General features: G+C 69.3%; 17 protein-coding genes. 13 read left to right on the forward strand and 4 right to left on the reverse strand.

What is annotated here, in order from left to right; all coding sequences use genetic code 11:
- Positions 1-19: 19 nt before the first annotated feature.
- Both ABDZ36_RS02395 and rnhA read right to left on the reverse strand, forming a co-directional pair.
- Positions 20-568, reverse strand: coding sequence for a DUF7108 family protein (locus tag ABDZ36_RS02395; RefSeq protein ID WP_211311829.1), 549 nt, complete (start codon positions 566-568; stop codon positions 20-22).
- Positions 561-1,157 carry a ribonuclease HI gene (gene rnhA / locus ABDZ36_RS02400; protein WP_211311830.1) on the reverse strand — a complete coding sequence of 199 codons (597 nt, stop codon included), beginning with the start codon at positions 1,155-1,157 and terminating at the stop codon, positions 561-563. Before rnhA ends, ABDZ36_RS02395 begins: the two co-directional genes overlap by 8 nt.
- Positions 1,158-1,290: 133 nt before the next feature.
- Here rnhA and ABDZ36_RS02405 point away from each other — a divergent pair, with 133 nt between their 5' ends.
- The 5 genes from ABDZ36_RS02405 (at position 1,291) to ABDZ36_RS02425 (ending at position 6,507) form a co-directional block, all read left to right on the forward strand.
- The gene (locus ABDZ36_RS02405; protein ID WP_211311831.1) at positions 1,291-2,001 is read left to right on the forward strand and encodes a phosphoglycerol geranylgeranyltransferase; all 711 of its coding nucleotides are present in this window, start codon (positions 1,291-1,293) and stop codon (positions 1,999-2,001) included.
- A 70-nt stretch (positions 2,002-2,071) separates the two neighbouring features.
- Positions 2,072-3,373, forward strand: a complete 1,302-nt coding sequence (gene aspS, locus ABDZ36_RS02410; RefSeq protein ID WP_211311832.1) for an aspartate--tRNA(Asn) ligase — start codon at positions 2,072-2,074, stop codon at positions 3,371-3,373.
- Between the two features lie 579 nt (positions 3,374-3,952).
- Complete coding sequence (locus ABDZ36_RS02415) at positions 3,953-4,786, forward strand: pantoate kinase (protein ID WP_211311833.1); 834 nt, start codon at positions 3,953-3,955, stop codon at positions 4,784-4,786.
- Positions 4,787-4,848: 62 nt separating this feature from the next.
- Positions 4,849-5,610: a 4-phosphopantoate--beta-alanine ligase gene (locus ABDZ36_RS02420; protein ID WP_211311834.1), complete on the forward strand. Its 762-nt coding sequence runs from the start codon at positions 4,849-4,851 to the stop codon at positions 5,608-5,610.
- A gap of 78 nt (positions 5,611-5,688) precedes the next feature.
- Complete coding sequence (locus tag ABDZ36_RS02425; RefSeq protein ID WP_211311835.1) at positions 5,689-6,507, forward strand: DUF7551 domain-containing protein; 819 nt, start codon at positions 5,689-5,691, stop codon at positions 6,505-6,507.
- Between the two features lie 6 nt (positions 6,508-6,513).
- Here the strand turns inward: ABDZ36_RS02425 and ABDZ36_RS02430 are convergent, their stop codons facing one another.
- Both ABDZ36_RS02430 and dcd read right to left on the reverse strand, forming a co-directional pair.
- Positions 6,514-7,419, reverse strand: coding sequence for a thiamine-phosphate synthase family protein (locus ABDZ36_RS02430; protein ID WP_211311836.1), 906 nt, complete (start codon positions 7,417-7,419; stop codon positions 6,514-6,516).
- A complete protein-coding gene (gene dcd, locus ABDZ36_RS02435; protein WP_211311837.1) occupies positions 7,420-8,031 on the reverse strand; it encodes a dCTP deaminase in 612 nt (203 codons plus the stop codon).
- Between the two features lie 89 nt (positions 8,032-8,120).
- Between dcd and pth2 the strand changes: the two genes are divergently transcribed.
- The 8 genes from pth2 (at position 8,121) to ABDZ36_RS02475 (ending at position 12,239) form a co-directional block, all read left to right on the forward strand.
- Positions 8,121-8,459: a peptidyl-tRNA hydrolase Pth2 gene (pth2, locus tag ABDZ36_RS02440; RefSeq protein ID WP_211311838.1), complete on the forward strand. Its 339-nt coding sequence runs from the start codon at positions 8,121-8,123 to the stop codon at positions 8,457-8,459.
- The gene (gene truD, locus ABDZ36_RS02445; protein ID WP_211311839.1) at positions 8,459-9,808 is read left to right on the forward strand and encodes a tRNA pseudouridine(13) synthase TruD; all 1,350 of its coding nucleotides are present in this window, start codon (positions 8,459-8,461) and stop codon (positions 9,806-9,808) included. The genes pth2 and truD overlap by 1 nt, the downstream gene beginning before the upstream one ends.
- A gap of 43 nt (positions 9,809-9,851) precedes the next feature.
- Positions 9,852-10,574, forward strand: coding sequence for a DUF2103 domain-containing protein (locus tag ABDZ36_RS02450; protein WP_211311840.1), 723 nt, complete (start codon positions 9,852-9,854; stop codon positions 10,572-10,574).
- Between the two features lie 120 nt (positions 10,575-10,694).
- A complete protein-coding gene (locus tag ABDZ36_RS02455; protein WP_211311841.1) occupies positions 10,695-10,982 on the forward strand; it encodes a 50S ribosomal protein L37ae in 288 nt (95 codons plus the stop codon).
- A gap of 6 nt (positions 10,983-10,988) precedes the next feature.
- Entirely contained in the window at positions 10,989-11,123 is a 135-nt protein-coding gene (locus ABDZ36_RS02460) for a DNA-directed RNA polymerase subunit P (RefSeq protein WP_123074201.1), read from the forward strand.
- Between the two features lie 16 nt (positions 11,124-11,139).
- Positions 11,140-11,412, forward strand: coding sequence for a KEOPS complex subunit Pcc1 (locus tag ABDZ36_RS02465; protein WP_211311842.1), 273 nt, complete (start codon positions 11,140-11,142; stop codon positions 11,410-11,412).
- A 199-nt stretch (positions 11,413-11,611) separates the two neighbouring features.
- Positions 11,612-11,992, forward strand: coding sequence for a prefoldin subunit beta (locus tag ABDZ36_RS02470; RefSeq protein WP_188877759.1), 381 nt, complete (start codon positions 11,612-11,614; stop codon positions 11,990-11,992).
- Positions 11,993-11,996: 4 nt separating this feature from the next.
- Positions 11,997-12,239, forward strand: coding sequence for a DUF3194 domain-containing protein (locus tag ABDZ36_RS02475; RefSeq protein ID WP_211311843.1), 243 nt, complete (start codon positions 11,997-11,999; stop codon positions 12,237-12,239).
- Positions 12,240-12,349: the final 110 nt, after the last annotated feature.

The raw sequence follows: 12,349 nt of genomic DNA on the forward strand, positions 1-12,349 counted from the left end.
GCGCGGTGCGCACCGCGCGCTACGGCGGTTCTTCGTCTACGACAGCGAACGCGTAGCGAAGCGACTCGGCGAGGCGGTCGAGTTGTTCCGCGCTCGGCCACGCGTTCCGGACGAGATACTCCTCGCGGAATTCGGCGAGTTCGTCCCGCGTGAGCGCCTCGATCGGCTTCGCGTAGTGGTTGCTGGCGAACGCCGCGAGCGCCGTCGCCGTCTCGCCGTGAACGCTTCCGTGTTCCTCGTGGACCGTTCGGGCGATCCCCCGATTGTGTTCGGCGACGTCGTCCCACCGCTCGGGATCGCCCGGTCCGCCGAGCGACCGCTCGACGGCCTCATCCGGGTCGAACGCGTTCATCCGTATCGTTCCCGTCTCGTCGAGCCACGCCTGGGGGTAGCAGACGAGCGTCACCGCACCGTCGTCTTCGCGCTCGCGGGCCGCGTACCCCGCCTCGTCGAGCAGGGCGTCGCGGCGTTCGCGGTAGGCCGCCGCTTCGCCGTCGTCGCTCGCGCGCAGCGCGAGGCGGGTGAGGCGTTCTGCCTCCTCGACCACCTCGGGATCGAGATCAGGCATTGTCGAGCGCCTCGTTCGCGAGGTCGTCCGCGCGCTCGTTCACCTCCCGGGGGACGTGCGTGATCGACCAGTCGTCGAACTCGCGGAGGAGTTCGCGGACGCGCACGCGTCGCTCGCGGAGGGCGGGATCGTTCGTGTTCCACTCGCCCGTCACCTGTTTGGCGATGAGCTGTGAGTCGCCGCGGATCTCGATCTCGTCGAACCCGAAGTCGACGGCGGCCTCCAGAACCGCGATGAGCGCCTCGTACTCGGCGCGGTTGTTCGTCATCGACCCGATGGTGTCACCCCCTTCGGCGACGATACCGTCGCCGGGCGATATGAGTACCCAGCCGACCGCCGCGGGACCGGGGTTCCCCCGGGACGCGCCGTCGAAGTAGGCGTGGACGCGCCCGCCGTGATCGCGGAGGACCGCGGTAACGTCGAGGGGGCGTTTCCCCTGCACGACGACCTGGTCGTCGTAAGCGACGGCGCTCGCGTCGCCCAGCGTCGCTCGCCAGCGCTCGTGGTCGGTGTTCCCCTCGGCGAACGTCGCGCCCGCCTCGGTGAGGCGCTCGCGTGCCGTCTCGGGGTCGCAGTCGATGACCGGCATTCGAGTGGAAATCGGGGTGGTGCGAGTAAATGGGTTGCCGTTCGGGACCGCGCTCGACCGGGCGCGCGGGGCGGGCGAGCGCGCGACGCGGCGGTCCGAAGGGGTTTTGCTGGCCCGGAGTGACACTCCGAGCATGCACACCCCGTGGGCCGACTGGGACCACGTCCTCAAGGTCGACCCGGACAAGGACCTCGTCGACGGCGAGACCTTCGACGACGTCTGCGAGACCGGGACGGACGCCATCGAGATCGGCGGCACCCTCGACGTGACGAGCGACAAGATGGAGCGCGTCATCGACGCCTGCCGAACGCACGACGTCCCGCTCTATCAGGAGCCATCGAACCCCGCGGTCGTCGTGGAGGACGACGCCCTGGACGGCTATCTCGTCCCCATCGTGTTGAACGCGGGCGACGTCGCGTGGATCACCGGCGCGCACAAGGAGTGGGTCCGCCTCGACTCGGTCGACTGGGCCCGCACCGCGACCGAGGCGTACATCGTCCTGAACCCGGAGGCCTCCGTCGCCGAACTCACCGACGCCGACTGCGAGCAGACGGCGGCGGACGTCGCGGCGTACGCGGAGGTCGCGGAGCGGATGCTCGGCCAGGAGATCGTCTATCTCGAATATTCGGGCACGCTCGGCGACCCGGAGAAGGTCGCGGCGGCCCACGACGCCCTCGACGAGGCGACGCTGTTCTACGGCGGCGGCGTCCACGACTACGACGACGCCTACCTGATGGGCGAACGCTCGGACGTCGTCGTCGTCGGCGATCTCCTGCACGACGAGGGGTGTGAGGCGGTCCGCGAGACGGTCGAGGGCGCACGCGACGGGAAAGCGGCGCGGTAGGGAGGAGACACGAGCACACCCGTCGACGCGAAGGGCGGCCTTTAAGCGCGCCACGCCGATAGGGGCGCGTATGGACGACAGAACGTACACGGCCGACGCCGAACCGGGCGACCACGTCACGGTCGCCGGGTGGGTCCACGAGGTCCGCGACCTCGGCGGTATCGCCTTCCTCATCCTCCGCGACAAATCCGGGAAGATCCAGGTGAAGTTCGAGAAGGACGAGATGCCCGAGGAGCTCGTGGAGACGGGACTCGGCGTCCACCGCGAGTCCGTCATCAGCGTCACTGGTGACGTCGAGGAAGAAGAGCGCGCCCCGACGGGCGTCGAAATGCTGCCCGAGTCGGTGGACGTGCTCAACGAGGCCGACGCGGAACTGCCGCTCGACCCGTCCGGGAAGGTCGACGCCGACCTCTCGACGCGCCTCGACAACCGGACGCTCGACCTCCGCAAGAAGGAGGTCCAGGCGATCTTCGAGATCCGCGCGGAGATCCTGCGCGCGGTCCGAGAGTACTTCCGCAGCATCGGCAGCACGGAGATCAACACGCCGAAAATCGTCGCGACGGGCACGGAGGGCGGCACGGAACTCTTCCCGATCACGTACTTCGGTGAGGAGGCGTTCATGAACCAGAGCCCGCAGCTGTTCAAGCAGCTGATGGTCGGCTCCGGGCTGGAGCGCGTCTTCGAGGTCGGGCCGATCTTCCGCGCGGAGGAGCACAACACGCCCCGCCACCTGAACGAGGCGACGATGATCGACTTCGAGTCCGCGTTCATCGACCACGAGGGCGCGATGGACGTCTGTGAGGGCACGCTGAAGGCAGCGTACGAGGCCGTCGAGGAGAACTGCGCCGACGAGCTCGAACTCCTCGGCTACGACGACTTCGGCGTCCCCGAGGGCGACTTCCCGCGACTCACCTACGAGGAGGCCATCGAGCGCATCAACGCCACGGGCGAACTCGACGAGCAGCTCGTCTACGGCGACGACCTCTCCACGGAGGCCGAGCGCGCGCTCGGCGACGACGTCGGCGGGCACTACTTCATCACGGACTGGCCGAGCGAGATCAAGCCCTTCTACATCCAGGATTACGAGGACGACCCGGACACCTCGAAGGGCTTCGACCTGATGCACCCGCGTATGGAGCTCGTCTCCGGCGGGCAGCGCGAACACCGCTACGACGCGCTCGTCGAGGGGTTCCGCCAGCAGGGGCTCGATCCGGATCAGTTCGACTACTACACGAAGATGTTCAAGTACGGCATGCCGCCCCACTCGGGGTGGGCGTACGGCGTCGAGCGTCTCGTCATGACGATGCTCGGCCTGGAGAACATCCGGGAGGCGGTGCTGTTCCCGCGAGACCGGCAGCGTCTCAGCCCGTAGGGCTGGACGCGGTCCGGCGAGCGGGAGCCAGAGAGACGAGGATGGCGAGTCTCTCGCTGTTCCCGCGAGACCGGCAGCGCCTGTCGCCGTAGGCGACGGCGCTCGTCGTCTCTTGGGGGCACGTCGGACATCGCTTCGCTCGTCCGACGGGGTTCCCGCGGGATCGGCAACGGCTCTCGCCGTAGCTGGACACCGACCGACCGCGGCGACGCGGCGGCTGCTGGTGTTTTTTCGGAACGACCGGCCGAGGAGAACGACGTGTGTGACGACCCCAGACCGTGGGGGGAGCACGAGCAGGGTGTGGACGCAACGAGGCCAGCGAGTGACCTCGTCGCGGTCCCCCAGTGGCCGATGGCTCCCCCCTCAAGGGAGTGGCCGGATTTTACGGTTACCGGACTATCTCCCGCTCGCGGGAGCCCCGATAATCGACGCCTCCAGCCGTGGGCGTGTGAAACTACGCCGACGCCGCGGATGACGGTTTTGGCTCGTGTGGAGACATATTCACCCGGATCGGTCGAGTAGCGTGACGGTCGCGGCGAACTGCAAGCCTTAACCGGGGGCCGCACCGACGACGGGACGATGACCGACGAGGCCGCGGCGTTCGTTCCCGGACACGTCACGGGGTTCTTCTCCGTCCACCGGGCCGGGACGCCGGCGAAGACGGGGTCGCGGGGGGCGGGCGTGACGCTGGCAGACGGGGTCACGGTCCGCGTTACGCCGGCGGCCGAGCGGACAGTGACGCTGAACGGGCGCGACGCGTCGGTGCCGGCGGTCGGGCATGTGTTGGACGCGCTCGACGCGTCGGCGTCGGTCGCGGCGTCGACGGATCTCCCGGTCGGTGCCGGCTTCGGCGTCTCCGGCGGGATGGCGCTCGGCACGGCACTAGCGGCGAACGGCGCGTTCGAGACCGGACACTCGGAGAACGAACTCGTCGGCCTCGCCCACGAGGGGGAGGTCGCCGCGGGCACGGGTCTCGGCGACGTGGTCGCGCAGGCGCGCGGCGGCGTCCCGATCCGGCTCGATCCGGGTGCGCCGCCACATGGGCAACTCGACGGCGTGCCGGCGACGGGCCGGATCGAGTACGTCTCGCTCGGCGAGCTCTCGACCGCCGACGTGCTCGCGGGCTCGACGGCGCGCCTGTCGTCTGCGGGCGTACGAGCCTTGGGGGCGTTGCGCGAGCGGCCGACGATCGAAGGGTTCGTCCGCGAGTCGCGGCGGTTTGCGGAGGAGGCCGACCTCCTCACCCCGGAGGTCGAGTCGATCGTCACGGACGTCGTCGAGGCGGGCGGCGAGGCGTCGATGGCGATGCTCGGGCACACGGTGTTCGCGCTCGGACACGGGCTCACGGACGCGGGGTACGATGCGACAGCGACGCGCGTGCACGACGCGGGTGCGAGTCTCACCGGAACGTAGGGAGGTGGCAGGCGACACGGGGAGACGAGGTGTTTTTGGCGGTACGCGGTCGACTCGGAGGTATGAGCGACGAGGTCGACGTCCCCGAAGATCACCCGCGCTATCAGTCACTAGTGACGCGCCACCGGATCGAGGCGGGCGTGGAGAAGGGCATTACGAGCATGCAGGGGCTGATCGCGGAGGGCCGCGGGGAGGCCTTCGACTACCTGCTGGGCGAGGAGACGATCCCGAGCGCGGATCGGGCGGCGCGCGCGGCGGCGGCGCACTTCTTGCTCGGGGACCATCCGGTGATCAGTGTCAACGGAAACGTCGCGGCATTGGTGCCGGAGGAAGTCGTCGAGCTCGCCGAGGTAACGGGTGCGGACATCGAGGTGAACCTCTTCGGACGGACGGAGGAGCGCGTGCGCGCCATCGCCGACCACCTCCGCGAGCACGGTGCTGGGGAGGTGAAGGGCCTGACCGCGGACGCGCGGATCCCGGGGCTCTCCCACGAGCGCGCGAAAGTCGATGCGGACGGGATCTACGACGCCGACGTCGTGCTCGTCCCCCTCGAAGACGGCGACCGCGCGGAGGCGCTCGGCGAGATGGGGAAGAAAGAGGTCGTGGTCGACCTGAACCCGCTCTCGCGAAGCGCGCAGGTGGCGACGGTCCCCATTATCGACAACATCCTGCGCGCGCTGCCGAACGTCATGCGTCACGCACGCGACCTCTCGGGGGCATCGCGTACGGAGTTGGAAGCGATCGTCGCGGAGTTCGACCGCGAGGCGGCCCTCGACGCCGCGGAGCAGCGCCTTCGGGAGGGCGCGGTCGCGGACGACGAGTGAGTCCGGGACCGCAACACCCAATAGGGTTTAGGCCAGCCTAAACATATGGCGCAGCACTCAGCACGGGTGGTGGTGTAGATGGTCGGGCGGACGCTCGACGAGATCCGCGAGCGCCTGGTGGGGTACGCGTGCGACGACGGGCCCTACTATCTCGCCTGCGCTCGGACGGGCGAGCGGCCGATCCCCTCCGGCGAACACCGGTTCCCGGATCGCGAGAGCGCGACGCAGGCCGCCGACCTCGTGGACGCCTACCGGGCGGAGCTACGCCAGTACGATCCCCGCCTCCCACACCGGGACGTCATCGTCCGACAGCTCCCGCGTGGGACGGACGAGACCGAGAACGTCCACACGCCGACCGACCGGAGCGAGTTCTGTCACGAGGTCGCCGCCGCGGTTTTCGAGACGCTCTCCGGGGGTGGCTTCCGCGACGCGGAGCGCGCCGTGATGGACACGTATCTCGACGCCGCGGAGACCGTCGACGACCCCGACGACCTCTGTCTCCTCCTACTGCGGAGCATGGGCGCGGTGCTCGATGAGGCGCTGAGCGTCCACGAACAGGAGGTCGTTCTGAACCGTGCGGCGGGCCGCCTCGACCCCGTCGCTGCACCGGACGACGCGCTCACAGACAGCCTCGACAGCGTCGCGGCCGCCGGCCTCCTCGATGCGTACCACGTCGACGGGCCGGGCGACTCATCGACGGTCGCCCTCGACGGCTACGCGCTCGGGCGCGGGCGGCGCGTACTCACGCTCCCGCTCGCGGTCGAGTTGCTCCGGCGTCGGCCGGGTGCGGACGTCCGCTTCGAACCGACGGACGACAACGAATCGGGTTTTCGCGTCACGGTCGTCGATCGGGCGTGCCATCAGCCACAGGGGCTCCTGCGCGTCGGCACCTCGTAGCGCGGCTCAGCAGAACTCCCGGACGGCCGCCGCGACGCTCGGCGCGTCGTCGCCGAGCACGTAGACGATGGGTTCGACGCCATAGCCACCGGTCTGGTAGAGCGCGCGCGTCTCGGGTGCGTCCGCGACGGCGTCGCTGACCACGGTACGGACGCCGTCGGATTCGGATTCCGCGGGGAACTCGACGGGGTCGTAGCCCGCCTCGGCGAGCGCAGTGATGAGACCGGGCGAGTACGCGACGTTGATCGCGGCGCGCGCGTCGCTGCCGGCGTCGCGGGCGGCGAGGAGGACGGTCGCGACGTGGGCAGAAACGCCGAACTCGGGGTCGGCGGGGACGGTCGTCCGCCCCATCACGTCGAAGATCCGACCGGGGACGCCCGCGACGTCCTCCGGCGTCTCGGCGTCCGCGAGACACTCGACGAGGTTCGAACCGACCGCGGGGATGAGCGTGGCGAACCCGGAGGCGCGTTCGAGGAGTCTGACGCCCCGTCGGAGGTCGGCGAGGACGTGCTCGCGCTCACGGAGCGCTCCCTCGCCGGTGCCACGAAAGTCGACGTCCGTTCCGGCGAGTTCGGGCATCTGCTCCGCGTGGATGTCGGCGAGCACGTCGCCGGGCGCTTCGAGGTCGCGCACGAGCGCCTCCGCTTCGGCGAGCGCGCCGACACGCGAGAGTGTGCCGTCCGCGAGCCCGTCCGCGATCTCAGCGACGTGCGCCGTCACACGCTCGTCCGTCTCGATCTCCTCGCGCGTCCCGACCTCACCCTTCGCGTACTTCGAGACGGCGCTCTGACTCACGCCGAGGAGGTCTGCGACCGCCTGCTGGGTGAGCCCGCGCTCCCGGAGCGCCGCGGCGAGCAGCGAGCGGTAGGTGGGAAGGAACTCGTCGGCGACGACCTCCTCGAGAAAGCGCATCTACGCGTCCCCTCCGCCGTCGCCGCGCTGGTCGCCGCCGAACTCCACGTCGCCCTGAATGCGCGAGGCCTGCGGGCCGTTTTGGTCCTGGTACTTCGAGCCGCGTTCTGCGCCGTACGGCCGCTTGGCGGGCGAGGAGAGCTCTGTGAAAACTATCTGACTGATCCGCATATCTGGCGTGAGGGCAACGGGTGCAGTTCCGAGATTAGAGAGCTCTAACGTGATTTTTCCTCGAAATCCCGGGTCGACAAATCCTGCTGTCGCATGAACGACAATTGCGAGCCGCCCGAGCGAGGAGCGACCCTCGACCTGCGCGACGAGGTCCGGGGGGATCTCGACGCGCTCCTTCGTCGTGCCGAGCACGAAGTCGCCGGGGTGGAGGATGAACTCGCCGTCCTCGTCGACGACGGTCTCGGTGACGTAGTCCTCGACTTCCGTCTCGTCGGTCGGGTGGATGCAGGGGATGTTGGCGTGCTGGAACTCGAGGAACTGTTTCCCGAGCCGGACGTCGATGCTCGCGGGCTGAATCTGGAGTTCGGGATCGTCGAGGGGCTCGACGACGAGGTCGCCGGCCTCCATGCGATCGAGGAGATCGGCGTCGGAGAGGATCATACGCACGCGGAGGCACCGGGGCGTGTTAAGCGAACCTCTCTCGGGGCGCGGGTCGCCACGCCTATGCCGGCCCGGTCGCTCCCTCCGGTATGAAGCAGGTCATCGCCGCCCGGACGGATCTCGGGATGGGGCGGGGGAAGCTCGCCGCGCAGGTCGCACACGCCGCCATGAACGCCGCGGAGAACGCCGACCCGGACGCCGTACGCGCGTGGAAGGACGCGGGTCAGCCGAAGATCGTCGTGAAAGTCGGCTCCGAGTCCGAGCTCCTGGAGGTCTCGGAGAACGCCCGGCGGCGCGGGCTCCCGACGTCGATCGTCCGCGACGCCGGGCGCACCCAACTCGATCCGGGGACGGCGACGACGTGCGGGATCGGCCCCGCGCAGGACAACGAGGTCGATGCCGTCACGGGCGACCTCTCGCTCTACTGATGCGCGAGGCCCACGCGATCGAGCAGGCGGTCGGGATTGGCTACTACGCGAGCGACGCCCCCGGGACGGGCGGATCGTTGCGCGAGGAGGCCGCGGACTTCCGCGTGCGCGAGCTGGAAGATTTCGACACCGAGCCGGTCGAGGCGGACACGGGGGACTATCCGCACCTCGTCTTCCGCGCGACGCTGACGAACTGGGACACGAACGGGTTCGCCCGCGATCTCTCGAATAAGCTCGGGATCAGCCGCGAGCGCGTCTCGTGGGCGGGAACGAAGGACCGCAACGCCGTCACGACCCAACTGTTCAGCGTGCGCGGCGTCGGCCCGGACGACCTCCCCGAGATCGGCAACGCCGAGATCGAGGTCGTCGGCCGCGCGGGCCGGCCGATCCGCTTCGGCGACCTCCGCGGGAACGACTTCACGATCGTCGTCCGCGACGCCGACCCGGAACCTGTCGACGACGTGACGAGCGAACTCGCGGCGTTCGGCGGGGCAGGAGAAACGGGAGGCGACGGAGACGACGGTGGCGCGACGAGCGTCGGCGTCCCCAACTTCTTCGGCCAACAGCGCTTCGGGAGCTACCGCCCCGTCACCCACGAGGTCGGGCTCGCGGTCCTCCGCGACGACTGGGAGGGAGCGGTGATGGCGTACATCGGCAACCCCTCCGAGGACGAACCGCCGGAAACGCAGGAGGCCCGGGCGTTCGTCGAGGAGACGCGCGAGTGGAGCGCCGCCATCGAGCGGTTCCCGCGACATCTGCGCTACGAACGCGCCGTCCTGAACACGCTCGCAGAGAACGGCGGCGAGAGCCCCGAGGAGTTCCGCGAGGCCCTGGAGACGTTCCCGTCGAACCTCCAGCGGCTCTTCGTCCACGCCGCCCAGTCGTTCGTCTTCAACCGGATCCTCTCCGAGCGCCTCGAACGCGGCCTCCCGTTCGACCGGGCGGTCGCGGGCGACGTCGTCTGCTTCGCCGATACGGACGGCGAACCCGCCCTACCCGATATCGATCGCACACAGCGCGTCACCGAGGACCGGGTTGACATCGTGAACCGCCACCTCGAACGCGGGCGGGCGTTCGTCACCGCGCCGCTAGTCGGCACGGACACCGAGTTCGGCGAGGGCGAACCCGGCGAGATCGAGCGCGGGGTTTGTGACGATGTCGGTGTCGAACCCGCCGACTTCGACCGTCCGGGGTCGTTCGACTCGACGGGCACGCGACGCGCGATCCTCGTCCGCAGCGACCTCGGTGTCTCGCGCGAGCCGCTCACGTTCGACTTCGCGCTCCCGAAAGGGAGTTACGCGACGGTGTTGCTCCGCGAGTACCTCAAGAGCGGCCCGCTCGATCTCTGAGGAAGCAGGGCGGTTTTACGTCGGAGGGCCGTCCATCGGGCGTATGGAGTGTTCGTGCTGCGGGACCCCCCTCGAGAAACCGGGCGACTACTGCCTGGTCTGTGAGACCCGCAACGCGGACGCCGTCGTCGTCCACGCCGAGCACGATCACGCGACGCTCACTTTCCTCGATGACGAGGAGGTGGTGGGCCAAACGGACATCGCGACGACGCCGGAGGACGACGCGGATCTCGAAGGGCGGCGCGTGCGGAACTTCGCGGGGCGGGTCGCCGACGAAGTACGGCGAAAACGCCCCGAAGAGGTGTACGTCGCGGGCGATCGGGCGGTCGTACAGGCCGTCCGCGCCGACCTCCACTACGACGTCTACCGCGTACCCGCGGAGGACCCGGTGGCGGCCGTCATCGAACGCCGCGGCGAGCGTGAACTCGACATCGTTGAGAAAGCGCCCGCGGAGAAGATCGGCGGGTCGCACAGCACGCTGATCGGTGGGCGGGTCGGCCAGCGGACGATCCGGGAGGTGGCGGCCCACCCGAACGTGAAGAAGGTGATCCCCGGCCCGATCGATGCGAGCGGGTCGGGCGCGCGCGGTGGCGTCCGGGCGAAGGTGACGCGCGCGGACGGGAACGGGAACGTCCGGTTGTTGATCCGCGACGGCTCCAGCGTCCAGGAGAACCGCGTCGTCACGACGGCGATGAACCGCGAGATGGGCGAACGCGTTCGCAACGACCTCAACGAGGCCTTAGAGGAAGCCGGGCTCACCGACTAGCCGGGGAGGCGCGGCGGGGCCGTGGACCGGCGCGGGGAGTGGTGTCAGCGCGCGTGGCATGTGGCGGCGGACGACCGACTCGTAGGGCTTATGTGCGCGCTGGGGTTAGTGTTCGATATCATGGCCAGCAAGGGCTCCAGCGGCACCGGTAGCGCGGGACGCTTCGGCGCACGCTACGGTCGCGTCGCGCGACGCCGCGTCAGCGAGATCGAGAGTGACACGAACGCCGACCACACCTGTCCGGACTGCGGCTCCGACGCCGTCGACCGCAAGGGGACGGGCATCTGGCAGTGCGGCAAATGCGACTACAAGTTCGCGGGCGGCGCGTACCGGCCCGCCACGCCCGGTGGCGAAGCCGTCACGCGCTCCATTCGCACCGCGCTCTCCGAGGACGAGTCCGAGGCGTAACGACCAATGTCGTACAAGTGCTCCCGCTGTAAGCGCGACGTCGAGCTGGACGCCTACGGTGGCGTCCGCTGTCCGTACTGCGGGCACCGCGTCCTGCTGAAAGAGCGCAGTCGCGACGTCAAGGAAGTCGACGTCCAGTAACGCACCGACGAGGGACGTGCGCGCGACTCACCGGACGTCACTCGTCTTCTCCTACGAGACCGAACGCGTAGCCGCGGCCGTCGCGAACGCGGTCCGCGTTGAGGCCGGCGACATCGAGGGCGGTCGGACGCGGGCGACCCTCGAACGCGACGGCGCGACGGTCCAGGTTACGGTGGCGGCGGCGGATCTGACTGCGCTCCGCGCCGGGGCGAACACGTGGACGACGCTCGTCGAGGTCGCGGAGCGAGCAAGCGAAACCGGCCGATCGCACGCGACCCTAAACAAATAGGACACAGGCTCTTATCCATCGAGGGCATTGGATAGGACGCCGGTTGAACGGACGAACCGGGCGCTCGTCTTTCGAGCGCCGACCCGTCCGATTCCCCCCCCCCCTCCCCCCTCTCGACCGGCTTTTCAGGATCGGCGAGCGCCAGCGGTGGCGTCGGGCAAAGCGGGGGTTTTTACCTCCGGGCGTGCACGTTTCGTCCATGCAGGGCAACCTTCCGCCCGAGGCGCAGGAGAAGCTCGAAGAGCTGCAGGACCTTCAGGAGAAGGCCCAGACGGTCGCAGCGCAGAAGCAGCAGGCCGAGACGCAGCTCAGCGAGGCCGAGACGGCGCTCGACGAGCTCGACGAGATCGACGAGGACACCGTCATGTACCGCGAGGTCGGCGAACTCCTCGTGCAGACGGATTACGACGAGGCCGCCGAGGACCTCGAGGAGAAGGTCGACAACCTCGAGATCCGCGTGCAGTCCCTCGAAAAGCAGGAGACGCGCGTCGAAGACCAGTTCGAGGAGCTCCAGGAGGAGCTTCAGGGCATGCTCGGCGGTGCGGGCGGCATGATGGGCGGCGGTCCCGGCGGCGCGTAAGGCGATGGTTGACGACGAGACGGTCGTCCAGACCGCCGCGGAAGCCGCGGAAGGCTACCTCTTCTCGCGGGTGAAACAATCCGACGTTCGCGACCTCGACGTCGCGGTAACGTTCGAGGACGGCGTGCTCACGATGGACGTCTACGTGAACGCGCCCGAGGCGGACGTCGATGAGGACGAACTCGCGGACAAGGCGGCGCGCGTCGGGCGCGAAGCGGTCGACGACCTGTTCGCGGCTGAGGAGTAGGCCGCGACACTCTCGCGGTTTCTGCAATCGTCACGAGACGGGGAGCGACTGCTCCGGATGGCGGACACCGGCCCCGTATGCACGCGGCGGTCGGGACGGAGTTTCGCTGG

This window comes from Halarchaeum salinum, assembly GCF_039520965.1.
Lineage (GTDB): Archaea > Halobacteriota > Halobacteria > Halobacteriales > Halobacteriaceae > Halarchaeum > Halarchaeum salinum.